General features: G+C 69.4%; 27 protein-coding genes and 3 tRNA genes. 11 read left to right on the forward strand and 19 right to left on the reverse strand.

Annotated elements, in window-relative coordinates; translation table 11 throughout:
• Positions 1–5 precede the first annotated feature (5 nt).
• The 3 genes from EAH86_RS02620 to EAH86_RS02630 are packed head-to-tail and all read left to right on the forward strand — an operon-like array spanning position 6 to position 1,801.
• Positions 6–500, forward strand: a complete 495-nt coding sequence (locus EAH86_RS02620; RefSeq protein ID WP_140737044.1) for an ASCH domain-containing protein — start codon at positions 6–8, stop codon at positions 498–500.
• 50 nt (positions 501–550) lie between these two features.
• A complete protein-coding gene (locus EAH86_RS02625; protein ID WP_140737045.1) occupies positions 551–1,072 on the forward strand; it encodes an ASCH domain-containing protein in 522 nt (173 codons plus the stop codon).
• Positions 1,073–1,081: 9 nt separating this feature from the next.
• Complete coding sequence (locus tag EAH86_RS02630) at positions 1,082–1,801, forward strand: MBL fold metallo-hydrolase (RefSeq protein ID WP_140737046.1); 720 nt, start codon at positions 1,082–1,084, stop codon at positions 1,799–1,801.
• 7 nt (positions 1,802–1,808) lie between these two features.
• On the opposite strand, the gene EAH86_RS02635 is transcribed toward EAH86_RS02630, so the two are convergent.
• Positions 1,809–2,621 carry a deoxyribonuclease IV gene (locus EAH86_RS02635; protein WP_140737047.1) on the reverse strand — a complete coding sequence of 271 codons (813 nt, stop codon included), beginning with the start codon at positions 2,619–2,621 and terminating at the stop codon, positions 1,809–1,811.
• Between the two features lie 170 nt (positions 2,622–2,791).
• Here EAH86_RS02635 and rph point away from each other — a divergent pair, with 170 nt between their 5' ends.
• Both rph and rdgB read left to right on the forward strand, forming a co-directional pair.
• Positions 2,792–3,538 carry a ribonuclease PH gene (gene rph / locus EAH86_RS02640; RefSeq protein ID WP_140737048.1) on the forward strand — a complete coding sequence of 249 codons (747 nt, stop codon included), beginning with the start codon at positions 2,792–2,794 and terminating at the stop codon, positions 3,536–3,538.
• Entirely contained in the window at positions 3,535–4,143 is a 609-nt protein-coding gene (gene rdgB / locus EAH86_RS02645; protein ID WP_140737049.1) for an RdgB/HAM1 family non-canonical purine NTP pyrophosphatase, read from the forward strand. Before rph ends, rdgB begins: the two co-directional genes overlap by 4 nt.
• Positions 4,144–4,162: 19 nt before the next feature.
• On the opposite strand, the gene EAH86_RS02650 is transcribed toward rdgB, so the two are convergent.
• Positions 4,163–4,244: transfer RNA gene (locus EAH86_RS02650), tRNA-Leu, on the reverse strand.
• Between the two features lie 649 nt (positions 4,245–4,893).
• Here EAH86_RS02650 and EAH86_RS02660 point away from each other — a divergent pair.
• Positions 4,894–5,484, forward strand: a complete 591-nt coding sequence (locus tag EAH86_RS02660) for a TMEM175 family protein (protein WP_140737051.1) — start codon at positions 4,894–4,896, stop codon at positions 5,482–5,484.
• A gap of 3 nt (positions 5,485–5,487) precedes the next feature.
• A complete protein-coding gene (locus EAH86_RS02665) occupies positions 5,488–6,123 on the forward strand; it encodes a DUF1684 domain-containing protein (protein ID WP_140737052.1) in 636 nt (211 codons plus the stop codon).
• 175 nt (positions 6,124–6,298) lie between these two features.
• Here the strand turns inward: EAH86_RS02665 and EAH86_RS02670 are convergent, their stop codons facing one another.
• Positions 6,299–7,852 (reverse strand): S53 family peptidase, encoded by a 1,554-nt coding sequence (locus EAH86_RS02670; RefSeq protein ID WP_140737053.1) that lies wholly within the window; start codon positions 7,850–7,852, stop codon positions 6,299–6,301.
• A gap of 206 nt (positions 7,853–8,058) precedes the next feature.
• Here EAH86_RS02670 and EAH86_RS02675 point away from each other — a divergent pair, with 206 nt between their 5' ends.
• Positions 8,059–9,390, forward strand: coding sequence for a CoA transferase (locus EAH86_RS02675; protein ID WP_241668146.1), 1,332 nt, complete (start codon positions 8,059–8,061; stop codon positions 9,388–9,390).
• Here the strand turns inward: EAH86_RS02675 and EAH86_RS02680 are convergent.
• From EAH86_RS02680 to EAH86_RS20400, 4 genes are read right to left on the reverse strand one after another with little or no spacing between them, the layout of a single operon-like run.
• Positions 9,387–10,136 (reverse strand): energy-coupling factor ABC transporter ATP-binding protein, encoded by a 750-nt coding sequence (locus EAH86_RS02680; RefSeq protein WP_140737054.1) that lies wholly within the window; start codon positions 10,134–10,136, stop codon positions 9,387–9,389. The two genes, EAH86_RS02675 and EAH86_RS02680, sit on opposite strands and share 4 nt — an antisense overlap.
• Complete coding sequence (cbiQ, locus tag EAH86_RS02685; protein ID WP_140737497.1) at positions 10,133–10,894, reverse strand: cobalt ECF transporter T component CbiQ; 762 nt, start codon at positions 10,892–10,894, stop codon at positions 10,133–10,135. The genes EAH86_RS02680 and cbiQ overlap by 4 nt, the downstream gene beginning before the upstream one ends.
• Before the next feature lies 1 nt (position 10,895).
• Positions 10,896–11,378: a PDGLE domain-containing protein gene (locus EAH86_RS20395; protein WP_170212759.1), complete on the reverse strand. Its 483-nt coding sequence runs from the start codon at positions 11,376–11,378 to the stop codon at positions 10,896–10,898.
• Complete coding sequence (locus tag EAH86_RS20400; RefSeq protein ID WP_170212760.1) at positions 11,375–12,064, reverse strand: energy-coupling factor ABC transporter permease; 690 nt, start codon at positions 12,062–12,064, stop codon at positions 11,375–11,377. The genes EAH86_RS20395 and EAH86_RS20400 overlap by 4 nt, the downstream gene beginning before the upstream one ends.
• 121 nt (positions 12,065–12,185) lie before the next feature.
• Here EAH86_RS20400 and bcp point away from each other — a divergent pair, with 121 nt between their 5' ends.
• On the forward strand, positions 12,186–12,656 hold the full coding sequence (bcp, locus tag EAH86_RS02695; protein ID WP_140737055.1) for a thioredoxin-dependent thiol peroxidase: 471 nt from the start codon (positions 12,186–12,188) through the stop codon (positions 12,654–12,656).
• A gap of 36 nt (positions 12,657–12,692) precedes the next feature.
• A complete protein-coding gene (locus EAH86_RS02700) occupies positions 12,693–12,983 on the forward strand; it encodes a DUF3618 domain-containing protein (RefSeq protein WP_140737056.1) in 291 nt (96 codons plus the stop codon).
• A gap of 89 nt (positions 12,984–13,072) precedes the next feature.
• Here EAH86_RS02700 and EAH86_RS02705 read toward each other — a convergent pair whose 3' ends face one another.
• The 5 genes from EAH86_RS02705 to EAH86_RS20155 form a co-directional block, all read right to left on the reverse strand.
• Positions 13,073–13,555, reverse strand: coding sequence for a rhodanese-like domain-containing protein (locus EAH86_RS02705; protein WP_241668147.1), 483 nt, complete (start codon positions 13,553–13,555; stop codon positions 13,073–13,075).
• A complete protein-coding gene (locus tag EAH86_RS02710) occupies positions 13,552–14,037 on the reverse strand; it encodes a cysteine dioxygenase (protein ID WP_140737057.1) in 486 nt (161 codons plus the stop codon). Before EAH86_RS02710 ends, EAH86_RS02705 begins: the two co-directional genes overlap by 4 nt.
• Before the next feature lie 451 nt (positions 14,038–14,488).
• Positions 14,489–16,282, reverse strand: coding sequence for a sensor histidine kinase (locus EAH86_RS02715; RefSeq protein ID WP_140737058.1), 1,794 nt, complete (start codon positions 16,280–16,282; stop codon positions 14,489–14,491).
• A 145-nt stretch (positions 16,283–16,427) separates the two neighbouring features.
• Entirely contained in the window at positions 16,428–17,066 is a 639-nt protein-coding gene (locus EAH86_RS02720; RefSeq protein WP_140737059.1) for a hypothetical protein, read from the reverse strand.
• Positions 17,067–17,342: 276 nt separating this feature from the next.
• The gene (locus EAH86_RS20155) at positions 17,343–17,486 is read right to left on the reverse strand and encodes a hypothetical protein (RefSeq protein WP_161988550.1); all 144 of its coding nucleotides are present in this window, start codon (positions 17,484–17,486) and stop codon (positions 17,343–17,345) included.
• Between the two features lie 191 nt (positions 17,487–17,677).
• On the opposite strand from EAH86_RS20155, the gene EAH86_RS21000 reads away from it, so the two are divergent.
• On the forward strand, positions 17,678–17,899 hold the full coding sequence (locus tag EAH86_RS21000; RefSeq protein WP_425325210.1) for a DUF3263 domain-containing protein: 222 nt from the start codon (positions 17,678–17,680) through the stop codon (positions 17,897–17,899).
• 38 nt (positions 17,900–17,937) lie between these two features.
• Here EAH86_RS21000 and EAH86_RS02730 read toward each other — a convergent pair whose 3' ends face one another.
• From EAH86_RS02730 to orn, 7 genes are all read right to left on the reverse strand, one after another.
• Positions 17,938–18,309 carry a hypothetical protein gene (locus EAH86_RS02730; protein ID WP_140737061.1) on the reverse strand — a complete coding sequence of 124 codons (372 nt, stop codon included), beginning with the start codon at positions 18,307–18,309 and terminating at the stop codon, positions 17,938–17,940.
• Between the two features lie 445 nt (positions 18,310–18,754).
• Positions 18,755–21,145, reverse strand: coding sequence for an FdhF/YdeP family oxidoreductase (locus tag EAH86_RS02735; protein ID WP_140737062.1), 2,391 nt, complete (start codon positions 21,143–21,145; stop codon positions 18,755–18,757).
• Positions 21,146–21,458: 313 nt separating this feature from the next.
• Positions 21,459–21,534 (reverse strand) — tRNA-Lys (locus EAH86_RS02740).
• 57 nt (positions 21,535–21,591) lie between these two features.
• Positions 21,592–22,227, reverse strand: coding sequence for a copper resistance CopC family protein (locus EAH86_RS02745; RefSeq protein ID WP_241668197.1), 636 nt, complete (start codon positions 22,225–22,227; stop codon positions 21,592–21,594).
• A 90-nt stretch (positions 22,228–22,317) separates the two neighbouring features.
• Entirely contained in the window at positions 22,318–23,070 is a 753-nt protein-coding gene (locus EAH86_RS02750) for a class I SAM-dependent methyltransferase (protein WP_241668198.1), read from the reverse strand.
• Positions 23,071–23,092: 22 nt separating this feature from the next.
• Positions 23,093–23,168 (reverse strand) — tRNA-His (locus EAH86_RS02755).
• A 152-nt stretch (positions 23,169–23,320) separates the two neighbouring features.
• Complete coding sequence (gene orn, locus EAH86_RS02760) at positions 23,321–23,950, reverse strand: oligoribonuclease (RefSeq protein WP_206665706.1); 630 nt, start codon at positions 23,948–23,950, stop codon at positions 23,321–23,323.
• Positions 23,951–23,953: the final 3 nt, after the last annotated feature.

Genomic DNA, 23,953 nt, shown 5'->3' on the forward strand with positions numbered 1-23,953 from the left:
CGCCCATGAGCGAGCAGGTCCCGATCGACCGGGAGGCCGGTCTGCGGATGTACGCCGACTTCCTCCGCGCCCACCCGGACGTGCCTCCGCAGCCGGACGTGGAGGTGGTGTGCTTCGGCGACCGCCCGGACCTCGCCGACGAGCTCGGCGGCTTCATCGTCGACGGCTTCAAGCGGGCCACCGCGTCGCTTGTCGCCGGGTACGTCGCCGCAGGCGAGCCGCTGCCCCCGCTCGGCGCCTACTGGGTCTGTTGTGACGGGTCGGGACAGCCCCGCGCGATCCTGCGGACCACCGAGCTCCGGCTGGGGCCGTTCCGCAGCGTCGACACACAGTTCGCCTGGGACGAGGGAGAGTACGACCGGACCCTGCAGACCTGGCTGGCTGGCCACCGCAGCGCCTACGAACGGCAGTGCGCGCGGCTCGGCATCGAGTTCTCCGAGGACCTTGAGGTCTGCTTCGAGCGGTTCGTCCTCGTCTGGCCGCCGGACCTCGCCGACTGACCCCAGCGCGGACCGACGAGCTCTGAGCCGAGCCGTCTAGGCTGCCGCGCATGAGCGAGCCCGTCGAGGTCGACGTTGATGCGGGGCTGGCGATGTGGGCCGACTACCGCGCCAGCCACCCCTACCTGCCCGACGAGGGCGAGCCGCCGGTGGAGTGTTTCGGCGACAGCCCGGAGCTCGCCGACGAGCTGATCGCGTTCGTCACCGACGGACCGAAACGGGCGACCGCGGGACTCGTGGCCGCGTATGCCGCGGACGGCGACCCGCTGCCGCGGATCGGTGCGCACTGGGTCGCCTGCGACGGCTCGGGTGCGCCCCGAGTCGTGCTGCGGACGCGCGAGCTGCGGGTCGGGCCGCTGGACAGCGTCGACGCCCAGTTCGCCTGGGACGAGGGCGAGTACGACCGCTCCCTGGAGTCGTGGCTGGAGGGCCACCGGCGGTTCTTCCAGCGGGAGTGCGAGCGGATCGGCCTCGCCTTCTCGGAGCACCTGGAAGTGGTGTTCGAACGGTTCAGCATCGTCTGGCCGCCGGAGCTCGCCGACCTGGAAGCGCTCCGGACCCAGGAGACCTAGGCTCAGCCCATGGCCAAGACCCTCGCTGTCGCCCTCGCCCCCGGTGTGTGGCGCATCCCCCTGCTCGGTGACTTCGTCAACGGGTTCATCCTGCGCGACGACGACGGCCAGGTGACCCTGGTCGACATGGGCGTCAAGCAGTCCGGGGCCAAGGTGCTGGCTGCGCTCGCGTCCATCGGCTCAGGTCCGAGCGACGTCACCCGGCTGATGCTCACCCACGCCCACCCCGACCACGCTGGTGGTGCAGCGCAGGTCGCCCGCGCGACGGGCAAGGACTTCGGCATCCACGAGGACGACGCCCCGTTCGCCATGGCTGGCGCGTCGCCGCCCCGCGACCACGCGTTCCTGCTGGGCCGGCTGATGGACCGCCTCCCCGGAGGCGGCTTCGCAGCGCTGACGGTGGGGGAGACCTTCACTGATGGCCAGGTCGTGGCGTTCGGCAGCGGGGGCATCGAGGTGGTCCACACACCGGGGCACTCACCCGGCCACGCGGCATACCTGCATCGCGACTCCGGGGTGCTCATCACCGGTGACTCGATCTTCAACGTGCGCAGCCTGCGCTGGCCGATCAAGTCGTTCTGCAGCAACTTCGCGCTGACCCAGAAGACCGCGCACCGGTTGGGCGAGCTGGACTACACGACTGCGGCGTTCACGCACGGCCCGCACCTGGCGGACAACCCGCGCGAGCACATCCGTCGGTTCCTGGCGACGCACCCGCTGGTGGACTGACCTCGGCCTAGAGCCGGGCGCGCAGCCAGTCGAGGTCGGCGCGCTGGCCGTCGAGACCGCCCCGGGTCTCGATGACGACGGGCGAGCCTGCAGCCCGGACCGCACCGGCCAGCTCGTCCGGGTCGATGAGGCCCTCGCCGAGGTTGGTGTGGCGGTCGGCGCCGGAGTCGAACTCGTCGCGGCTGTCGTTGCAGTGCACGAGGTCGATCCGGCCGGTGATGGCCTTGACCTGGTCCACCGCAGTGGCGAGCGGGATGCCGCCGGCGTGCGCGTGGCAGGTGTCGAGGCAGAAGCCGACGTTGTCGGATCCCTCGGCGCTGCCGATGGCGTCCCAGACCCGGGCGATGCGCTCGAGGGTGCGAGCCATCGCGTTGTCGCCACCGGCGGTGTTCTCGAGGAGCAGCGGGATCTTCAGGTCGGTGGCCTCGATCGCTTTGCGCCAGTTGTCGAAGCCCTTGTCGACCTCCTCGGCCTTGTCGACGTGGCCGCCGTGCACGATCAGCCCTTTGGCACCGATCGCGGCCCCCGCGTCGATGAACTGCTGGAGCAGCTTGCGGCTCGGGATGCGGATCCGGTTGTTGGTCGTCGCGACGTTGATGAGGTAGGGCGCGTGGATGTAGAGGTCGATGTCGGCAGCCTCGGCGGCAGCACGCAGCGCCTCGGGCCCACCCTCGTACTCGTACTCCGGACCCTTGTAGCCCTGCGGGTTGCCGAGGAAGAACTGGCTGAGGCCGGCACCCCGCTCCTGGGCGGCCGTGATGGGGTCGGCCGAGTCGACGTGGGCACCGAGTCGCGGGGCCAGGGAGGTGGTGTCAGCCATGGGGACCAGCCTAGGCCGGGCGACTGACGCCCGACACGTCCCCGCTGCCCGCCCCTGCTCGCCCCCTGTTGGAAGTGAAACTTCCGGATATCCGGAAGTTTCACTTCCAACAGGAGCCGGGGTGTGGGGTGTCGGGGAGCACCCGGCATACCCCCGTTAGCCTTGCCGGCATGACTCGTCACGACGGCCGCACCCCCGACCAGACCCGCGAGGTGCGCATCACGCGCAACTGGCTCGACCACGCGGAGGGCAGCGTGCTCGTCGAGTTCGGGCGCACCCGAGTGCTGGTGGCGGCGTCGTTCACCGAGGGGGTGCCGCGCTGGCTCAAGGGCAAGGGCACCGGCTGGGTGACGTCGGAGTACGAGATGCTGCCGCGCTCGACCAACACGCGCTCCGACCGCGAGTCCCGCAAGGGCAAGGTCGGTGGCCGCACCCACGAGATCAGCCGCCTCATCGGCCGCAGCCTGCGCGCCATCATCGACACCAAGGCGCTCGGCGAGAACACCATCGTGCTCGACTGCGACGTGCTCCAGGCCGACGGTGGCACCCGCACCGCGTCGATCACCGGCGCCTATGTCGCGCTCGTCGACGCCATCGAGGACGCCCGCGCCAAGGGCCTGATCAAGAAGGACGCCCAGCCGCTCACCGGGTCCATCGCGGCCGTCTCCGTGGGCATCGTCAAGGGGGAGGCGGTGATCGACCTCGACTACCCCGAGGACTCGACCGCCGAGACCGACATGAACGTCGTGATGACCGGCGACGGACGCTTCGTCGAGGTGCAGGGCACGGCCGAGAACGGCGCCTTCGACCGCGAGATGCTCGACAAGCTGCTCGACAAGGCCACTGCCGGCTGCGCCGACCTCACCCGCAAGCAGCAGGAGGCGCTGGCAGCCACACCGCGGGAGCGCGTGCTGTGACTCGCGTCGTCCTCGCCACCCGCAACGACCACAAGGTCGGCGAGCTCCGCGCCATCCTCGCCGACGTGTGCGAGGAGCTCGGCCTCGAGATCGTTGGTGCGTCGGAGTTCCCGGGGGCGCCAGACGTGGTCGAGGACGAAGTGACCTTCGAGGGCAACGCCCGGCTCAAGGCCGAGGCGCTCGCCGCCTTCACCGGGCTCCCGTCGCTCGCCGACGACTCGGGCCTGGCCGTCGACGTGCTCGGCGGCGCACCCGGCATCTTCTCGGCGCGCTGGTCAGGTCGGCACGGCGACGACCAGGCCAACCTCGACCTGTTGTTGGCGCAGGTCGCCGACGTCAAGGACGAGCACCGTGCAGCGGCGTTCGTGTGCGCTGCCGTGCTCGCCCTGCCGGACGGCACGGTGCGTGCCACCGAGGGGCGTATGCCGGGTGCCTTGGCCCGAGAGCCCAAGGGCGCCAACGGTTTTGGGTACGACCCGGTCCTCGTGGTGGAGGGTGACACGCGCCACGCTGCCGAGCTGTCTCCCGACGAGAAGAACGCCATCTCGCACCGTGGCAAGGCGTTCCGCGAGATGGTCCCGCACCTGCGCGAGCTGCTCGGCTGAGCCCGCGACGAAACCCTTGTGCCAGAGGGGGGACTCGAACCCCCACGCCCGAAGGCACGGCATCCTAAGTGCCGCGTGTCTACCAGTTCCACCACTCCGGCGAGCGGCGTCAGTTTACGCAGACCCGTCTTCGAACAGGGCACCCTCTCCCGCCCCGTGGCGGTAGCCGCCCTTTCCGCGCCCGGCGAAGTTTGGCGTCTGTGCGTGGCAGTTCGGGCAGAGAAACCTCACGTTCTCGATTCGATTGTCGTGAAAGTCGCCGCTGATGTGGTCGACGTGCAGTGTCAAAGGCAACTCCTGCCAGTTGTTGCTCAGGTCGCAGAGTGCGCATCGATACGGAACGCCAGTCTCAATCAAGGCGCGGCGCAAGAATTCTGGCCGCATTCGTCTACTGCCGAACGGCACCTCACGGAGGATCTGGGCTGGCGTCAAGCGATTGTGGCCTCCACCCCGCCTGTGTCTGTCGAAGTGTGATGTATCGATCCCAAACTCCCGGATCTTGCGACTGATGTGCGCGTGCGTTCCCCCCGCTTGGGGCATCCCCAAGAATCGAAGAACACCCATGACGGAGTCGCAGGCGTCGACAGCCTCCTGTAGCAGTTCGGGTGTGTACTTGCGATGCCTCGTCCCCATCCACGAAACCTAAGGCGATGCACCGACGGTCGAGGAAGGTAGGCAAGACCACCAACCACGCGGGTTCGCGATCGCTGGAGCAGGACCTCGCTCCTGGGATCTGCCTAGACTCCCTCCATGCGGACCGGTCGGCTCGAGGCGTTCAGCGACGGGGTGCTCGCCATCCTCATCACCATCATGGTGCTCGAGCTCAAGGTCCCCGAGGAGCCGACGTTCGAGGCCCTGAGGCCGTCCCTGGTCGGGCTGTTGACCTACCTGCTGAGCTTCGTTTACATCGGCATCTACTGGAACAACCACCACCACATGTTCCAGCTGGTCCGGCACGTGAGCGGCGCCATCCTCTGGGCCAATCTCGGACTGCTCTTCATGCTCTCCCTGGTGCCGTTCACGACGGCGTGGATGGACGACACGCGGTTCGCGCAGCTGCCCGTCGTCGTCTACGGCATCAACCTGCTGGGGGCGGCCATCGCCTACTACGTCCTCCAGCTGACGGTCTTTCGCCGCGACGGACCGGACGGCCTGCTGCGGCAGGCGGTGGGGCGCGACCTTAAGGGCAAGCTGAGCCCGGTCGTCTACGTGCTCGGCATCCTCGGATCGCTCGTCGCACCGTGGATCGGCGTGCTGGCCTACGTCGCCGTCGCCGTCACGTGGCTGGTTCCCGACCGTCGAGCCGAGCGGTTCGTCCACGACCATGCCTTGGAGGACTGACCCATGACCCTTGCCGACGACGATCAGGACGAGCTGCAGTACCCCGGCGCCCTCGACGTCGCATCGTGGCGGCGTGAGGTGCACGCCCTGTATGCCGCGGTGCGCGCCGAGCCCGACCCGGTCGCCGCCCACGCGGTGTGGGTCGACACCCGTTCCCGACTCTTCCTCGAGCACCCCGCCTCACCGCGGCGGGACGAACAGCAGCTGCGGCACGCGCCCTACGACGCGGCATACCGGTTTGTCGTCGAGGTGGAGGAGGTCGGCGACGACCAGGAGCCGTGGGAGTTCAGGTCCGCGACCGACGGGATCGTGCCCTTCGCCGGCGCCGGGCGCGTCACGCTGGACGGCCTCGGGACCCTCGACCTCTGGTGGCTGAACTCCTATGGCGGCGGGCTCTTCCTGCCCGTCCGCGACGGCTCCGCCGGGAGCGAGACCTACGGTGCGGGGCGCTACCTGCTCGACACCGTCAAGGGCACCGACCTGGGCCGCGACGACGCCGGCCGCTGGGTGGTCGACCTCAACTTCGCCTACAACCCGTCCTGCGTCTACGACTACCGCTGGGTGTGCCCGTTGGCACCCGCCGCGAACCGGCTCGAAGCGAGCACGCCCGTGGGCGAGCTGCTTCCCGAGGGCTACTGAGGCGGCCTGTGTTCACGCTGGTCGGAGCGGACGGAATGCCTTGTGCGAGTGAGGTCCCCGGCACGGCAGACCCGCCGGACCGGCGCCCTCTTGATCCCACAAACCGCCACACGTGACCGCCGTTCCGGGGCAGTCCTGCTGCCCCGGAACGACGGCCCGCCAGTCACCGCTGTCGTCAGGGTGCTGCCGTGAGCCCTGCGACGTAGCCGGCGGCCTTGGGACTGCCCCAGCCGGTGGTGAGGTCGTAGCCCGACGTCGTCGGGACCCCGGGCACAGCACCCGGCGTGACGAACCCGTCGGAGCCGGTCTCCCACATCCGGTTGTCCTGCAGGACGCCGCTGGGTGCGGTTCCGTAGGTGTGCGGCGTGACGTCGCTGAAGGCACTGGCCCGGGGGAAGCTGCTCGCATAGATCGCCGCGTTGAGGTTGCCGATACCGGGCTTCCCTGCGGCCTTGCGTGACGCGTTGGCGATGGCGGTGACTGCCGCGACCTGAGGTGAGCTGGCCGAGGTTCCGCCGAAGACCCCCCACGCCGCGGGGCCTTCGATTTCGGGGAAGTACGAGTAGTAGACGAGCACGCCGCCGTTGACCGCCGCGTTCCACGCGAGGTCCGGCACCCCGCGGTGGGTGCCCACGACGCCGGCCACGGTCGACTGGTACGCCGGACGCGGGTAGACGCTCGAGAGGCCGCCTCCGGTGCCGATCGACGCCCAGCTCTCGTTCCAGACGGCCTGGCTGCTGCCGCCCTGGGTCCAGGCCCAGTAGAGCGGGTTGCGGCTTCCGTCGTCGTTGAACGGCTTGTCCTGCGTCGGCGCCCACGTCCAGCCGGACTGGACTTGCGTGCCGCCCACCGAGGTCACGTATGGCGAGGAGTTGGGGTAGCTCACCGACGGGTGGTCCAGCGTCTGCCCCTGGTGGTGTGCGCGACCGGTGCCGAGCGACCCGTCGTCACCGGACGACGCGAAGAACGTGTCGTGCTTGGCGAGTCCGCGCTGGAAGGTCTGGTCGAACTTCGCGAACTGGGGGGCCGCTGACGCACCGCCGAAGGCTTCCTCGCTGGTGCCGAACGACATGGAGAACACGGTCCCGGCGGGGTACTTGGCGATGGCCCAGTCGATCGCCTTCATGAAGTTGGGCATGCCCTGCACGCCCTGGGTCTCGGCCACCGGCGTGCCGACGAGCACGATGTGCGCCTTGGGAGCCATGGCGTAGGCCCACTGGACGTCGAGGTTGGCCTCGCCCGCCCAGCCGTCGGCGGACGTCGGCCCAGCGGTGCCGCTGCCGTTGCCGGTGGCGTGGGTGTAGTCGACCTTGCCGAGGGGAAAGACCGCTTCGAAGTCGGGGGTCGGCCCGTTGAAGGTCTTGGCGAAGAAGGCGACGTCGTTGGCCGCGGTGGGGCTGCCGTACGAGTCCACGAGGACGATCGTCTGTCCGGCTCCGTCCGTCGTGGCCGGGGTGAGTGGGGACAGTCCGTAGAAGGCACGGATCTGGTCGGGGGTGTAGCAGTGGATGGTCGTGGACACGCGCCCGTCCGGGGCGGGCCGCGTGCAGCTGGCTGGGTCGGCCGCGCCGGCAGCGGCACCGGCCGCATGGAAGGCGGACTCGGGTGCTCGTGCGGACAGAGAGGTGCCGGTGGAGACCGGCGTCGTGGTGCCGGCCAGGGCGGGTGCCCCAGCGGCGAGGCCGAGACATCCGGCCGCGGCTACCGCCAGGCCAATTCGAAGGGTCATCGTGTGCTCCCGTGATGGAGGGGTGGGGCCTCGTGGTCCCCTGGTGACACCGTGGGTGCGGCGTCACTCGCAAGGCTCCGTCCAAAGCACGAAATGTCCCCATGACAATTGTCATCACCGGGACGCCGACCCCGGGACCGCGGGAGGGCTGCGGACCGGGACCGGCTCTGACCGCCAGCGGGCCCTCCGGGTTCTAGAGTCGAGGGGTGAACCACCTGCTGCGTGAGGTGCTCCCGGCCCTTGGCCTCGACGAGGGGTATGCCGCGGCGCACCTCGACCTCGCGACCGGCAGTGCCCTGCCTGCCGCCCTCCCGGTCAACACCCTCGCCTGCGGCTCGGTCGCCGCGGCCGGCCTTGCCGGTGCCGCCCTGCGTGCAGGAGAGCGGGTGCACATCGACCCACGCCAGGTGGCGGTGTCCTTCCGGAACGAGCAGACGGTCAACGGGAAGCACGAGCCCGGATTCGCCCCGCTGTCAGGTTTCTTCGAGGCACGGGACGGCTGGGTTCGCACCCACGCCAACTATCCGCACCACCTGGTTCGGCTGCTTCGGGCGCTGGGTCTGGCTGAGGACGCCACCCGTGAGGAGGCCGCGGCGGCGATCGTCGACCGTTCGGCCCAGGAGGTCGAGGACGTCGTCACCGCCGACCACGGGATCGCGGTGCGGGTGCGGACAGTGGCCGAGTGGATGTCCTCGGAGGCGGGCCGGTCGGTGGCCGCGCACGACCTGCTGAGGGTGGCCGCCACCGCGACCGCCACCCCTGTCGAGGTGCCCCGTCGACCACGAGTCCTCGACCTCACCCGGGTGCTCGCGGGTCCGGTCGCCACCCGGGCCCTGGCGCAGCTCGGCTGCGACGTCCTGCGGGTCGACGGCCCGCACCTTCCGGAGCTCGAGGCCCTCCATCTCGACACCGACGCCGGCAAGCGCTCGACCCTGTTCGACCTGCAGGACGAGCACGCCCGGCACCGCCTCCACGAGCTCCTGGCCGAGGCCGACGTGCTGGTGACCGGCTACCGCCCCGGCGCCCTCGCGGCATACGGACTGGACCCCGACCACCTCGCCGAGCAGCACCCGCACCTCGTCTGCGCCACGCTCACCGCCTGGACCCCGAGCGGCCCATGGGGGAGGAGGCGCGGGTTCGACAGCATCGTCCAGGCGGCCACGGGGATCGCCCTCATCGAGTCACGAGACGGGGTCTCGCCGGGCGCGCTACCCGCCCAGGCTCTCGACCACGCGACGGGTTACCTCCTCGCTGCCGGGGTGCTGAGCGCCCTGCGGCGGCGGGCCACCGAGGGTGGTACGTGGCGGGTCGAGGCGCACCTGGCCCGCACCGCCCACTGGCTGCTCCAGACCGATGCACTCGACGGACCCGCCGCGCCGGTGGACGATCCGGCTCCGTGGCTGGTCGAGTCCAGCTCCGTGTACGGCCGGGTCGCGCAGTCGCGACCGGCCTTCGGGATCGATGACGCACCAAGGGAGTTCGCGTGGGTGGGTCGACGCTGGGGGAGTGACGAAGGGGTCTGGGACCCGACCGGCTAGGGCGCTGGGATGGTCCGCGGGTCGAACCCGAAGGGCAGCTCGAGCCGGTGCGCAGACATCAGGGCGTCATCGGTCAGCACGTCGCGGGTGGGCCCGTCCGCCACGACGACCCCGTCGGACAGCACGACCGACCTCGAGCACAGCTCGTAGGCATAGGGCAGGTCGTGGGTGACCATCAGCACCGTGACGTCGAGCGAGCGGACGATGTCGGCGAGCTCTCGCCGCGAGGCGGGGTCGAGGTTGGACGACGGCTCGTCGAGCACCAGGATCTCGGGCTCCATCGCCAGCACGGTCGCCACCGCGACGCGGCGGCGCTGGCCGAACGACAGGTGGTGCGGCGGCCGGTCGATGTAGTCGACCATCCCGACCTGGTCGAGGGCGGCGACGACCCGCGCCTCGAGGGCGGCTCCGCGGAGCCCGAGGTTGGCCGGCCCGAACTCGACGTCAGCCCGCACCGACGGCATGAAGAGCTGGTCGTCGGGATCCTGGAAGACCACGCCCACGCGACGCCGGATCTCCATCAGGTTCTCCTTGGCCACCGGCATCCCGGACACCGACACCGAGCCTGCGCCAGCCGTGAGGATGCCGTTGAGGTGCAGCACGAGTGTGGTCTTGCCGGCGCCGTTGGGGCCGAGCAGGGCAACGCGTTCTCCTTGGTGCACATGGAGATTCACGCCGAACAGAGCCTGGTGGCCGTCCGGGTAGGCGTAGGCCAGGCCCTGGACGTCGAGGATGGGGGCGCTCACAGCGCCACCGCCACGAGGAGCGTGGCCAGCGCCGCGGCGGGGAGCATGCCGGCCCGTCGCCACTGCTCGGCGGTCGCCGTCATGGGACGGGTCACCGGCAGCTGGCCCGTGTATCCCCGGGACAGCATGGCGAGGTGGACCCGCTCACCTCGCTCGTAGGAGCGGATGAACAAGGCGCCGGCGGTGGTGGCGAGGACCGGCCAGGACCGGATGCTGCGGGCCTGGAAGCCGCGCGACTCCCGGGCGACCTTCATCCGCGCCATCTCCCCGGTCACGACCTCGAGGTAGCGCACCATGAAGCCCATGATCTGCACGAGCTGGTCGGGCAGCCGCAGTCGTTCCAGCCCGCCCACGATGTGCCGTGGCTCGGTGGTCGTCGCGAGCACGAGGGAGGCCATCACCCCCAGGGTCCCCTTGGCCAGCAGTGCCCAGGCGCTGAGCAGTCCGCTCTCGGACAGCCGCAAGGGACCGACCTCGACCCGGGGCCCAGTGGCCACGAACGGCATCAGCAGGGCGAACACGACGAAGGGCACCTCGACCACCATCCGCTTGGCGTAGTAGCCGAACGGCACCCGGGAGCAGCGCTGGGCGACGAGGACGAGGGGGAGGTAGACGGCATACGCGGCGAAGGCCGTCCGTGGGGTGAGGACGACGGTGACGACAAAGCCCAGCAGCGCCACGAGCTTGGCGTGGGCGGGCAGCCGGTGCGCGAGCGAGTGCCCGTGGAAGTGCAGGTGGTGGCCGTGTCCTGCGCCCACGTCAGCCGTCGCCGTCGCTCGGGGAGTCGCCAGCAGCGCCGCCAGCAGCGCCGCCGGCAGTGTCGCCAGCCGTGTCGCGCTGGTCGCGGCGTCGGACGACAAGGAAGAGGCCACCGGCGAGCACGAAGACCAAGGTGGCGCCCACGACGCCCGCAAGACCGCGCGAGAGCCTGGCGTTCTCGACACCCCGGGTCGAGTAGCCGGCGAACGGCGAGCCGTCGCTGGCATGGGCGCCCGCAGAGTGCAGGAAACCCTTCTCGCCGGCCACGAACGCCAGTCCGTCGGGGTGGGTCGAGGCGTAGAACGACACGACACCGGCGAGGAAGAGCGACACGAGGATGCCGACGACGACGACCCGTCGGGTGCTCACTCGAGGCCGGGCCGAGGGAGATCCCTTGGGGGTCTCGGTGGCACCGGTCGTCCGGGCCGCATCGGTCTGGCTGCCGGGATCGGTCGCGCTGGTCGCGGGGCTGGCCTTGGTCATGCCGGCACCTCGTCACGGATGGTCAGGGTGCGCTGGCGCAGGGCGGGTCGCGCGCCGTAGACGAGGTCCGGGCGGACGGCGACGATGCTCGACACGGCCAGTGCCGTAATGGCGGCCTCGCCCAGCCCGATCAGGCTGTGGACGCCGACCATCGCGGTGGCCACGGTCGAGAACGGCACGTCGGCGACGCCTCCGATGGCGAACAGGACCGAGAACGCGAACGCGGCCGTCGGCACGGACACGAACGCCGCGACGCAAGCGGCCGGGACGACGGAGGCGGGGCGCCTGGGCAGCACGCGGCGCAGGGCGATGAAGACCAGCCAGCCGACCCAGACCCCGACGAGGCCCATCAGGGTGATGTTGGTGCCGAGTGCGGTGAGCCCACCGTCGGCCATCAGGGTCGCCTGGACGATGAGCACGACCGTGATCGCCAGGGTCGCCGTCCACGGGCCGACCAGCACCGCCGCGAGGGCGCCACCGAGGAGGTGGCCGGACGTCCCGGCGCCGATCGGGAAGTTGAGCAGCTGCGTCGCGAAGATGAACAGCGCGACCAGCCCGGCCAGGGGGGCAGTGCGGTCGTCGAGCTCGCGACGGGCGCCCCGCAGGGCCAGTCCCACCCCGGCTGCGGCGACGACGGCGGTGCCGACCGACGTGGGTGCGTCGAGGAATCCGTCGGGGACGTGCACGAGGTGCTCCTGCCTGCTCGGGTGGGCCGCCTGCTGCTGGGATAGGTTTGACGCAGGACGTGAACCAGCCTATTGCAAACTATTCGCAATAGGCACCTTGCCGGATTGGAGACCAACGACCGTGAGCGAGCGACTCAGCCCGGGTGACACCGCACCCGACTTCACCCTGACCGACGACAAGGGTGCCCAGGTCAGCCTGTCCGACCTTCGCGGCAAGAAGGTCATCGTCTACTTCTACCCGGCCGCGATGACTCCGGGCTGCACCACGCAGGCCTGCGACTTCAGCGACAACATCAACACCCTGCACCGCGAGGGCTACGAGGTGCTCGGCATCTCGCCCGACAAGCCGGAGAAGCTGGCCAAGTTCCGCGAGCAGGACGGCCTCACCATCCAGCTGCTGTCCGACGCGGACAAGTCGGTGATGAACGCCTACGGCGCGTTCGGCGAGAAGAAGCTCTACGGCAAGACCGTCCAGGGTGTCCTGCGCAGCACGGTGGTCGTCGACGAGTCCGGCACGGTGTCCAACGCCTGGTACAACGTCAAGGCCACCGGCCACGTCGCCAAGCTGCGCCGCGACCTCGGCCTGGCCTGACCCGCTCCACCCACCCGATCCACCGAGGAGCGCCGCATGAGCGACAACAGCACGAGCAAGCCGTCCAGCGAGCGCAGCAAGTCGGTCGACCAGATCGAGGCCGACATCGCCGCGGCGCGGGAGCGCCTCGCGGGCACCGTCGACGAGCTGCACACCCGCACGGCGCCGCAGGAGATCGCCCGCCGGCAGGTCGAGTCGGCCAAGACGAAGTTCACCGAGGCGACCCGCACCGAGTCCGGTGACCTGCGCACCGAACGCATCGCGGCGCTCGCTGCCGCCGCTGTCGCGCTCATCGGGTTGGGCGTCGTCCGACGCCGTCGCGGCTGAGTCCCACGCGGCCGGCTGCGGACCGAGGTCGCGCCACGGCACACGGAGGTGAGGTATGCCGCGGGGCCAGCCCCACGGCATACCTCACCTCAGCCGGCGACCGGCAGACCCGCCTCGCGCCAGGCCCGGAATCCGCCGACCACGTCGGTGGCCCGGCGAATCCCCAAGCGGAGCAATGCGTCCGCTGCCAGTGACGAGGTGAAGCCCTCCTGGCACAGGACGAGCACGCGGGTGTCGTAGGCGGCGATCGGGAGACGCGCCTCGTGCCGCGGGTCGAACCGCCACTCGAGCACGTTGCGCTCGACGGCCAGCGGGCCGAGAGGGGCCGCGACCTCACCCTCGAACGCACGCTGCGTCACGGGCCGGATGTCGACGAGCACGCCACGGCCGTAGAGCACCTCCTGGTAGGCCCCGCGCGCGCTGACCCGGTCCAGCCGGCTGCGGGCGTCGGTCAGCTGGTCGTCGATGCCCGCATAGGTGGGGGCTTCCCAGCCGCGGCCGCTCGCCGGTGCTGGCGTAGCCGTCGGGTCGCTGAACAGCCGCGTCTCCCAGTGCACGGTCGGGGCGCTCACCACTGCTCACCCGCCTTTTCGACACTGGTCTGGCGAAGCGTGGTGTCCAGCAGGGCGTAGCGGGTCATGCCGCGCAGGGCGGGGGAGTAGACGTGGACGGAGAGGGCGGGTCGGTCGCCGAGGTTGGTCACGTTGTGGATGTGGTGGGGACCGAACGAACGGCCCTCGCCCTCCCAGAGGTAGCGGTCGTGGGCCGCGTTGCCCGACCACGACTGCTCGGCCAGGTCGCCCTTGACGGTGAGGAAGGCTCCCTCGGACTGGAGGTGGTCGTGCCAGCCGGTCGAGGACCCGACCGGCCAGCGGATCAGCCAGATCTCGAGGTGGTCGGTGGCATCGAGCCGGTGCCAGCTGCGCTCGGTGGCGTCGAGGTCGACCTCGCGTTCGAGGTCGGGGTCGGTGGCGAACAGCCGTGCGGTGCGCAGCAGCTGGCTACGGGTGAAGCGGTTGACGCCGGGAGTGCCGGCGGTGGTGATGGCGGTCATGGTGTCTCTCCTGCTCGTGAGTCTGGGTCGAAGTGTCGGAATGCGGCGCGTGGCAACACATTCGGGGACACAGCGATCCCTGCGTCAGGAGCAGGTCGAGGTGGATGCGGTGGTATGCCGCGTGGCTGAGAAGGGGTGAAGCCATGGGTTCGTCTCCGGTTCGGGCGGCGCGCTCACAGAGGTGCGCCGGGGCTGGTGCGGGCTGGGGTCAGGCGCAGCAGCAACACCGCATGGCGCCGCCGCACATGGAGCCCATGTGCATGCGGAACGCCGCGGTGGTCGAAGACATGGCACCAGTGCAGCACGAGGTGCGGGGAGCCGTCCACGGGGAAGGGTCCCGTCTCGCAGATCGGACCATGCGGTGGGTCCGTTCGACGCGTCCGGGTCAGGCTGGGCGACTCTGCATCGTCAGTTCGTCACGGGCGTTGGGAACCTCGTGGATCTGACTACCTCAGGAGGACGTTCGATTGGCGGCGCTGAGTGCGCGTCTCGCGGAGATGTACTTCTCGTTGTCGGGTACCTGCCAGGCCTGTGGCGCGAGATCTTCTGCCTCGGCGGGTGCCAGCGGAAGGCGGATCACGAACGTGCTCCCGGAGCCGTAACTGCTCTGGACCGTGATGGTTCCGCCCATCAGCTGAGTCAGCTCCTTGCAGATTGCCAGACCCAAGCCACTACCGCCGTAGTTCCGGGTCGTGGACCCGTCGACCTGGTTGAACGACGCGAATATCGAGTCCTGGTCCTGCGCCCGGATCCCGATGCCCGTGTCGTCGACGCTGAACCTGACCACCTTGCTCGCACTGCCATCCCCGGCGGCGGTCGTTTCCGGGCCGACCGCGAGGGTCACCTTGCCTTGATGGGTGAACTTCAGCGCGTTGTCGAGCAGGTTGGTGAGAACTTGGAAGAGTCGCGCAGGGTCGCCGACGACCAGTTGCGGTAGTCCCGGGTCCAGGTGGCACTCGAATCCGATTTCGACCTGTGCCGCCCGTGGCCCGTACACGTCCGCCGCATCTTCAATCATGGCGTGGAGGTCGAACGTCTTGGGGGACAGCTCCAGCTGACCTGCCTCAATTCGGGAGAAGTCGAGAACCCCCTCGACCAGCGTCTTGAGCATCTCCCCCGAGCGGTGCATCTTTCCCAGCAGCTTGAGCTGGAGGGTGTTCAGGGGTGTGTCTTCCAGGATCTCGGCCGCAGCGAGCACGGTCGTCAGTGGTGTGCGGATCTCGTGACTCATGTTCGCCAAGAACATCGACTTGGCACGGGAGGCCTCAAGAGCCGCGTCCCGCGCCTCTTCCAGTTCTCGATGTGCGTGCTCCTCGGAGCGGAGCAACCGCGCGGTCCGTACGAACGCCAGCGCCACGACCGCTGTAGTGCCGATGAACAGCTGCAGCGGGTCGTCCGGCGCCCCACGGAGGTGAGCGATGAGCTCAAGGGCCGGAGGCGCCAGGAGAGGACACACCGCGACCATGAGCTGAGGCACCCGACCGCCGGTCGACGAGTCTGCAACCTCGGTGGTCTCGAAACCGGACCGCCATGCAGCGCGGGCCATGAGGACGGGAGCAACCATCCACGCGGGGTCCAGCCAGGTCTGCTGGAACGAGCTGCTTGGTTCCAACATGTAGGTGATGTCGGCGGCCAGCCACAAACAGGTTCCCACCGCGAACGACATGCCGGTGGCAAGACGGGCACCCCGGCTCATCAGGGTGCGGACCACCAGCGCAAGCAGGACGGCGTCCGCAATCGGGTACGCCGCCCAAACCGTGCGCACGAAGGGCGCGACGCTGTGGTCAGCCACGATGGGCCCAACGGAAAAGCTCCACATGGCCAGCACGCTGACGACGATGATGGTCCCCGCGTCGACGACGAGGTCCATCTCGGCCCTGGCGGGGCTCGCCCCACGACCCGTCACGAGCACCCGCCATAGTGCCGCGCAAAGGACGACGTAGGCGGCGAACCAGGGCGGGTCCGCAATCGACACGTCCGTACCGGCGCCCAGCTCGTCGAGCAGGGTCCACAGAGCGTCACCCAGCGCTGTCAGGAAGAGTCCTGCGGCGATCAGTCGCGGCACCAGTTGCTGTCCACGTGGTGCGCGCGCCGCGCCGATCCACGCGCCCACGCTGGCGCCCACCAGGACGCCGAGGTAGCAGAAGGAGACGAGCGCATCGTTGTCCGAGACCACGTGGACCAGGACTGCCGCGGCGACGGCGAGCGCCAGAGCGCCGCTCGCCAGCCGTGTCCTCGTGACCATTCAGGGACTCTACGATGCGGGCGTCCCCATCCTTGGACTGAACACAACTATGTGCCTGAAGGGACGAGCGCCGACCGCCAAGGAATGATCCCCTCAACGGGAGCCCGAGATGTTCTTCGGGTCCGAGGGTGGTCTCGTCAGCAGGTCAGGGTGGCGATGTTGCTGCCAGCCGGGCACCTTCGCTGAAGAAGGCCGTGATCGCTGCGACGTCGGCGAGCTCATCGACCAGCCGAGCGGCGCCGAAGGGGGCGTTCCAGAAGTCACCAGTCCGTGGGCGGTGTGGTCCCACGTAGGCGTACGGAAGTGCCAAGTAGTCGTCGCCAGGGGAGACACCGTAGTTGACCCCCTCCACAGTGGTGGCGACGTCGAAGTGTTCCGGCCAGAGGGTGCGCTCGGCATCTGGTCGGAACGCGCGCAGGGCGTTCTCGCCGAGGCGGAACGCCGTCTCGACCACGTGGACCGACGCTGGGTCGAGACGAACTGTCTCCGAGGGTGAGACATGAGGGCCGTCGTTGTAGACGTCATCCAGTGGGCTGGCCTCCAGCCCCGCCCTCAGCGCGGCGTCCGCGATGGTCAATCCGTCGACGGCGATCCGCGAGGAGGGTGTGACCAGCTCACCGCCGGCCAGCAGGACGATGGGACCGTCCCAGGTGCCGATGCCCTCCGGATGCACGCGCAACCGCAGGTCGCCGGTCTGGCGGAACCGCGGGCCGGCGACGACCAGCTCCGCCAGTGCGTGAAGGCTGCGACGGGTCTGGGTGTAGGTGTCGGTGGGTACGGCCATCTCGTCCTCCTCGAGCTCGGTGTGGACACCGGCGTGATCGTGAGACCAAGCATCCCGCGGACGACAAGAGGGCCGTCGCACAGCGATCGGCCCTCTCGTGGATAGTGCGCCATCAGGGACTGGAACCCCGAACCAGCGGATTATCCAAAGGGGATTCGCGTCGTTGCCCGTCCCAGCCCGCGAATGCCCCCCTCTGGCCTCCCTCAGGTCGCGGTGCATAGGCACGTTTGCGCTGATCAGTAGCCGGGTAGGCATTCGCCGTCACGGCGTCGGGGATCAGCGGGGGACGCAGCCACGGCGCCGTGACTCTCCACAAAACAGCATGGCGGCGAGTGCCTGTTCCTTGGCGCTCGTGAACCGGTCCCCTGGCTCGGACAGCTGCTGGTTGGACGCGCTCTCGGCGAAGATGACACCAGGCATGAGAACTCCATCCGTCGGGGCGGTCTGCCCTGCCCGAACCCCCGTCACATGCCCACTGGGCGGCACCTACACCTCACCTTAGGGAAATGGCGGACGCGTCGAGGGATTGATGAAGACCACGAGTGGGTAAGGAAGCGACATGCACGCCCGTCGGGCGCGCGCCCTGCGGAAGGAGGTCTTCGATGACCGACATGGAGATGGCCATCCTTGACTTCGAACGAGAATGGTGGCGTCACGCTGGTGCGAAGGACCGAGAGGTCTCCCAGCGTTGGGGCATCAGCGCCTCTGAGTACGACCATCTCCTGGCCGCGGTCGCCGTGCGTCCTGAAGCGATGGCTTACGACCCTCTGACGGTGCGGCGCATTCGCCGGCGACTCGTGCCCCCGAGTAGTAGGCGGTTCGGAAGTAGCTGACCGGACGATCGCGCTGGGATGCGTTCGCGGCACGGAGTTCAGCGTTCTTGGCCGCTGCCGGGCCGGTTCGTGATCGACCGCAGCCCGGCTCCGGCGTACGTCGCGAGAAGGGCTGGCAGGCAGAGCACGAGCAGGCTGGCGGCGCCAGGCAGGCCGGGCGGCTCGAGGTGATGAAGGCGATCAGGCGCGACAAGAAGCAGGATGAACGTGGCTGCTGCAGGCACCATCCCCAGTGCCAGGCCGGTCGCCCAGGCCAGGGACGGAGCCAGCGTGCCGAGGGCGAAAGCGGTGGCCAGCAGGACCAGGAGGACCACCGGGCCCGCGTCGTCCGAGTTGGGCAGCAGATCGACAACCAGGACAGCGACGGTGGCGCCCGACAAGGCGATGCCGTACCTGAGAGTGTGCGCCATGCAGACCTCCCGACAAGATCAACCCACGGAGTTGTTTCCGTCCCGCCACCGATGATGCAGTCCCCGGGACCTCAACCTGACCTGTACCCATCCGAGCCCGTTGGCCCTGGGTACATATCGTCGCGACACATCACGCCCACGGGCAACAACGGTGGGTCGCGATTGCGCGAGGGACGCGGAACCTGAAACTGCTTCTTTCGAGCGGATCGCGGCAGGTCCAGGCGCGCGAGGCCTCATTAGACGTCGTCGTGCCCGAGGGGTGGAGGCCAGTTCTCAGTGGGAGTCGGCCTGGGCAAGGAGGAGCGGGCCCTTGGTCTCAGAGAGGCTGACTGCTGGGCCACGAGCTCGGTGCGGAAGAAGCCTGCGGGGAGGCTGCCGGCTGTGACGCGGGGCGACTGATCAGCCCGTCCCCGGTCGATGTGGGTGACGCCCACCGGGATGCTGTTCAGGACAGGTGCTTGGGCTCCGGGGTCTTCTTGTGGTCCCAGTCCGAACCCGTGGGGTTCTGGGAGCTGCCAGGGGTCTCCGCCGACGTGGTGCCGTTCACCGCACCGGGGCCGGTGGCCGGCGTCAGGGACACCACCACCGACTTGGAGGTCGGCGTGTTGCTCCCGATGGCTGTCGAGTCCAGCGGCACCAGCGGGTTGGTCTCGGGGTAGTAGGCGGCGGCCGATCCGCGCGGGGTGTCGTAGCTGACCACGCGGAACCCGCGAACGCGGCGGTCGATGTCGTCACCGGCCCACCGCGTGGTGAGGTCGACAAGGTCGCCGTCGTTGAGCCCGAAGGCAGTGATGTCGTCGGGGTGCACGAAGACCACCTTGCGGCCCCCCTCGATGCCGCGGTAGCGGTCGCTGAGGCCGTAGATCGTGGTGTTGTACTGGTCATGGCTGCGCAGGGTCTGGAGCAGCACGTGGCCCTCGGGGACGTGGACGACCTCGATGGGAGAGGCGACGAACTCGGCCTTGCCTGACTTGGTGTCGAAGGTCCGGGTGTCGCGCGGCGGGTGCGGCATGATCATGCCGCCGGGCTTGCGGACGTTGACCTCGTAGTCCTCGCACCCGGGGACGACCTTGGCGATGTGGTGACGGATGACGCGGTAGTCGTCACGCATCGCCTTCCACTGCAAGCCGTAGCGGTCCCCGAGCGTCGCCTCGGCCATGCTGGTGACGATGTCGACCTCGGACCTGAGCTGGGGGCTGGCCGGTTCCAGCGGGCCGCGGGAGGCGTGCACGGAGCAGGTGGAGTCCTCGACGGAGATCCACTGGGCGCCACTGGCCTGGATGTCCTTCTCGGTGCGGCCCTTGGTCGGCAGGATCAGCGCGGTCTCCCCGCAGACGAGGTGCGAGCGGTTGAGCTTGGTGGACACCTGCACCGTCATGCGGACCTTGCGCATGACCGGGATCGCGGTGTCGGTGTCTGAGACCGCCTGCACGAAGTTGCCGCCGAGGCCCATGAAGAAGTGGACCTTCCCGTCGCGCATGCCGCGTAGGGAGTCGACGACGTCCAGGCCGTTCTCACGAGGCGGGTCGAAGCCGAACTCCTTCTGGAGGGCGTCGAGGAAGGCGGCGGGCGGTCGCTCCCAGATGCCCATCGTGCGGTCGCCCTGGACGTTGGAGTGGCCGCGCACCGGCAGCAGACCGGCGCCCTCGCGGCCGATGTTGCCCTGCGCCAGGGCGAGGTTGACGACCTCCTTGATGGTCGCGACCCCGTTGCGGTGCTGGGTCAGGCCCATCGCCCAGCAGTAGACGGTGCGCGTGGAGCCGCGCAGCATCTCGGCGGCCTGCGTGATGAGCTCGCGGGACAGCCCGGTCACCTCGACGACCCGGTCCCAGTCGACGGCGCGGACGTGGTCGCGCCACTGTTCGAAGCCCGTGGCGTGGGTGTCGATGAACTCGTGGTCGAGCGCGTCCCACTCGACGAGGAGCGAGCCGATCGCCTGGAAGAGGGCGAGGTCGCTGTTGACCTTCACCGGCAGGTGCAGGTCGGCCATGGCCGTGCCGTGCCCGAGGACGCCCTTGGGCTTCTGCGGGTTCTTGAACCTGACCAGCCCGGCCTCACGCAGCGGGTTGACCGAGATGATCTTCGCACCGTTCTGTTTGGCGATCTCGAGGGCCGAGAGCATGCGCGGGTGGTTGGTCCCGGGGTTCTGGCCGGCGATGACGATGACGGATGCGGTGTGGACGTCATCGAGCGTCACGCTGGCCTTGCCGATGCCGATGGACTCTTGCAGCGCGATGCTCGTCGACTCGTGGCACATGTTGGAGCAGTCCGGCAGGTTGTTGGTGCCGAACGCGCGGACGAACAGCTGGTAGGCGAACGCCGACTCGTTGGAGGCCCGCCCTGAGGTGTAGAACGTCGCCTCGTCGGGGCTGGCGAGCGAGCACAGCTCGGCACCGATGAGGTCGAATGCCTCGTCCCACTCGATCGGCTCGTAGTGCGTGCCTCCGGGCCGCTTGACCATGGGGTGGGTGATACGGCCCTGCTGGCCGAGCCAGTGCTCCGTGTGGGCGTCGAGCTCGGCGATGCTGTGCTGGGCGAAGAACTCCGGCGTGGCCCGGTCGCGGGTCGCCTCCTCAGCGACGGCCTTGGCGCCGTTCTCGCAGAACTCAGCCGTGTGGCGGTGGCCTGGGTCGGGGTCCGGCCACGCACAGCTCATGCAGTCGAAGCCCTCGGCCTGGTTGAGCTTGAGAAGAGTCTGCGCGGTCCGCTTCACACCCATGTGGTCGAGGGACCGCTTCATCGACACCGCGACCGCGGTGGGGCCGGCTGCGTGGTCCTCCTGACCCTTGACCACCAGGTCCGCCTCGGAGTAGTCGCCCTCGTCGTGCTTGGACATGCTGAGCCTCGTTCTGCGGGTGCGTGGGCAGCCCCTCGTGGGACGTGCGTGGGTCACCTCGAAAGTACCCACTCGCGCCCGGGACAAACCACTCGGAGGCCGTCACGTGTGTCGGGCCGTCACGGTCCCGAGGGAGCCAGGGAGCTCGAGAACGACGTCTGGCATCGAGGGTCTGTGGGGAGAGGAACGCCCAGATCAGATGGATACGTCTTGAGAGCAGTGCACACGTCGGCGCCGAACCCCGAACCCCGGCGATAAGAGTTACCTCACGTCGGGAAGCAACGAGCACCAACGGACCTCTGACCAGCAGTAATGGTGCGCCATCAGGGACTCGAACCCCGAACCCGCTGATTAAGAGTCAGCTGCTCTGCCAATTGAGCTAATGGCGCGCGAGGAGAGACCTTACAGGACGAAGCGGGCCGGGTGAAATCGGCTGACGCGACGGCTCATTCGCCCGGATCCCGGCCGGATTGGCGCCGGCCCGAGGCGACCAGGGCGGTCCCGCCAGCCAGGGCGAGAGCCGCGACTCCGACGGCCAGTCCGATCCGTAGTCCCCGCCCGCTGCCGGCCGCGTCCGCATCATCGGGGACGGTCGACGCAGCACTGCTTCTGGACGCGCTCGGAGTAGCCGGCAGCGGCGTCGCCGACGGCACGCTGGTCTCGGAGGCCGAAGGGGTGGAAGTGGCAGCAGCCACCGTGAAGGTCGTCCTGTCCGACACGGGGTGCCCGTCCTCGCTGACGACGCGGTAGGTCACGGTGTAGCGGCCGTTGGCCAGGTCGGGGGCGAGGGCCTGGGTGACGGTGCCGCCGTCGACGACCGTCTTGCCGGCGGAGACCACACCATCGGCTCCGGTCACCGTGACGGTCGCAAAGCTGGTGCTGATCGGTTCGTTGAAGGTCAGCACGACCTGCGTCGGCGTGGTGGACACCGAGGAGCCGTCCTTGGGGGAGATCGACTTCAGCGCGGCGTGGGCGTCGGCGCCGGTCGCCATGATGATCGAGCTGAGCACGCCGAGGAGCAGGCCGAGGATCGCGACCCAGACGCCGATCCGGATGACCCTGCGTTTGCCTTCGGAGTCCATGAACACGCGACCATCTTGCCTGACGTCTGCCGAGCCGAACCCGCGACCCCGCTGCCGCTGTCGCTCCACCCGCGGCGCGTCAGCAGCCGGTCAGCCCGCCTCAGCCGGTCCGCCTGCCTCAGCCGGTCCGCCCGCCTCGCGGGCCAGGCCCTCGACGTGCCAGACGAACCCGCGTCGGGCGTGCACCGCCGTCAGCCCACGTCCGCGAAGCACCTCGAGCATCGCCTCGGGCGGGTGTGTGAACGCCTGGAACCGGCGACCCGTCAGTCGCAACACAGCGTTTTGCGCGGAGACGAACGCCCTGCTGGCCAGGTTGCGCGGGGGGTGGCTGAACACCAGCAAGTGCCGGGCATGGTCGGCCGCCGCGCCCAGGAGCCGCTCGTAGTCGGGGTAACAGCAGACGACACGGTGCAGCACCACGACGTCGGCCTTGTCGACCTCGTCCGGCGCCTCGACGATGTCGTGCAGCCGCCGCTCCATCTGGTTGCCGAAGCCGGCTTCTTCCGCGAGCGCGCGGGCCGGGCCGTCGTAGGACGTCACGAGCTCGAGGTTCGTCGTCCGCGCCGCACCACGCTTCAGCAGCTCGAGCTGGATCTCGCCGACGCCACCACCGATCTCCAGCACCGAGGCGCCGGACAGCCCACGGCCGGCTAAGAAGTCGACCATGTCGCGCTCGGTCTGCCCGAGGCCGCGCTTGCGGTAGCGACGGGCCACCCGCCGGGCGAAGCGTGGCCCGAAGATCTCGTCGTACCCCTGGGGGTCGCAGCAGCCCGGCATACGCCCAGTCTCCCGGCGCGCGTCCGCCGGCACCAGAGCCGAGCGACGACGAAGGCCCCCGACCATCACGGTCAGGGGCCTTCGGTATTGGGGTGAGCGACGGGGCTTGAACCCGCGACCCCCGCGACCACAACGCGGTGCTCTACCAGCTGAGCTACGCCCACCATGCGTCACGACCGGACAAATGCCGGCCGCGGAAGCGACGCCAATAGTACCTGTTCCGGACCGGTGCTCGTGACCACCCCGTCGACCGCCGCCCAAGGCGAGGGGCGCGCTGCCGGCGACCCGGCGGCATACGGATCGGTCGTGGTCAGGGTCAGCTGTGGTCGACCACGTGACGCGCCGCGAGGCCCTTGGCCGTGTCGCTGTCGGGTCCGGGCGTCGGGACGAACACGGCCTCGCGGTAGTAGCGCAGCTCGGCGATCGACTCGCGGATGTCGGCGAGCGCGCGGTGGCCGCCGGACTTCTTGGGCGACCCGAAGTAGGCGCGCGGGTACCAGCGCCGCGACAGCTCCTTGATGGAGGACACGTCGATGATGCGGTAGTGCAGGTGCGCCTCCAGCTCGGCCATGTCACGGGCGAGGAAGTTGCGGTCGGTGCCCACGGTGTTGCCACCCAGCGGCGCCTTGCGCGGCTCGGGCACCCACTCGCGGATGTAGGCGAGCACCTGCTGCTGCGCGTCGTCCATCGTCGTGCCACCGTCGAGCTCCTCGAGCAGCCCCGAGGTCGTGTGCATGTTGCGCACGAAGTCGTCCATCTGCACCAGGGCCTCGCCCGGCGGCTTGATCACGACGTCGACGCCGTCCCCGAGCTGGTTGAGCTCGAAGTCGGTCACGAGCGCCGCGACCTCGATGAGGGCGTCGGCCTCCAGGGAGAGTCCGGTCATCTCGCAGTCGATCCAGACGATGCGGTCGTTGACGGACTTTTCGGTGGGGGTGGCAGTCACCGG

Source organism: Pedococcus bigeumensis (genome assembly GCF_006438965.1).
Taxonomy (GTDB): domain Bacteria; phylum Actinomycetota; class Actinomycetes; order Actinomycetales; family Dermatophilaceae; genus Pedococcus; species Pedococcus bigeumensis_A.

Bases quoted from the DNA above. Each gene is read 5' to 3' on its own strand.
- EAH86_RS02620 (WP_140737044.1), top strand. From the start codon at position 6: ATGAGCGAGCAGGTCCCGATCGACCGGGAGGCCGGTCTGCGGATGTAC.
- EAH86_RS02625 (WP_140737045.1), top strand. From the start codon at position 551: ATGAGCGAGCCCGTCGAGGTCGACGTTGATGCGGGGCTGGCGATGTGG.
- EAH86_RS02630 (WP_140737046.1), top strand. From the start codon at position 1,082: ATGGCCAAGACCCTCGCTGTCGCCCTCGCCCCCGGTGTGTGGCGCATC.
- EAH86_RS02635 (WP_140737047.1), bottom strand. From the start codon at position 2,621: ATGGCTGACACCACCTCCCTGGCCCCGCGACTCGGTGCCCACGTCGAC.
- rph (WP_140737048.1), top strand. From the start codon at position 2,792: ATGACTCGTCACGACGGCCGCACCCCCGACCAGACCCGCGAGGTGCGC.
- EAH86_RS02660 (WP_140737051.1), top strand. From the start codon at position 4,894: ATGCGGACCGGTCGGCTCGAGGCGTTCAGCGACGGGGTGCTCGCCATC.
- EAH86_RS02665 (WP_140737052.1), top strand. From the start codon at position 5,488: ATGACCCTTGCCGACGACGATCAGGACGAGCTGCAGTACCCCGGCGCC.
- EAH86_RS02670 (WP_140737053.1), bottom strand. From the start codon at position 7,852: ATGACCCTTCGAATTGGCCTGGCGGTAGCCGCGGCCGGATGTCTCGGC.
- EAH86_RS20395 (WP_170212759.1), bottom strand. From the start codon at position 11,378: ATGACCAAGGCCAGCCCCGCGACCAGCGCGACCGATCCCGGCAGCCAG.
- EAH86_RS02700 (WP_140737056.1), top strand. From the start codon at position 12,693: ATGAGCGACAACAGCACGAGCAAGCCGTCCAGCGAGCGCAGCAAGTCG.
- EAH86_RS02710 (WP_140737057.1), bottom strand. From the start codon at position 14,037: ATGACCGCCATCACCACCGCCGGCACTCCCGGCGTCAACCGCTTCACC.
- EAH86_RS02715 (WP_140737058.1), bottom strand. From the start codon at position 16,282: ATGGTCACGAGGACACGGCTGGCGAGCGGCGCTCTGGCGCTCGCCGTC.
- EAH86_RS02720 (WP_140737059.1), bottom strand. From the start codon at position 17,066: ATGGCCGTACCCACCGACACCTACACCCAGACCCGTCGCAGCCTTCAC.
- EAH86_RS20155 (WP_161988550.1), bottom strand. From the start codon at position 17,486: ATGCCTGGTGTCATCTTCGCCGAGAGCGCGTCCAACCAGCAGCTGTCC.
- EAH86_RS21000 (WP_425325210.1), top strand. From the start codon at position 17,678: ATGGAGATGGCCATCCTTGACTTCGAACGAGAATGGTGGCGTCACGCT.
- EAH86_RS02730 (WP_140737061.1), bottom strand. From the start codon at position 18,309: ATGGCGCACACTCTCAGGTACGGCATCGCCTTGTCGGGCGCCACCGTC.
- EAH86_RS02735 (WP_140737062.1), bottom strand. From the start codon at position 21,145: ATGTCCAAGCACGACGAGGGCGACTACTCCGAGGCGGACCTGGTGGTC.
- EAH86_RS02745 (WP_241668197.1), bottom strand. From the start codon at position 22,227: ATGGACTCCGAAGGCAAACGCAGGGTCATCCGGATCGGCGTCTGGGTC.
- EAH86_RS02750 (WP_241668198.1), bottom strand. From the start codon at position 23,070: ATGGTCGGGGGCCTTCGTCGTCGCTCGGCTCTGGTGCCGGCGGACGCG.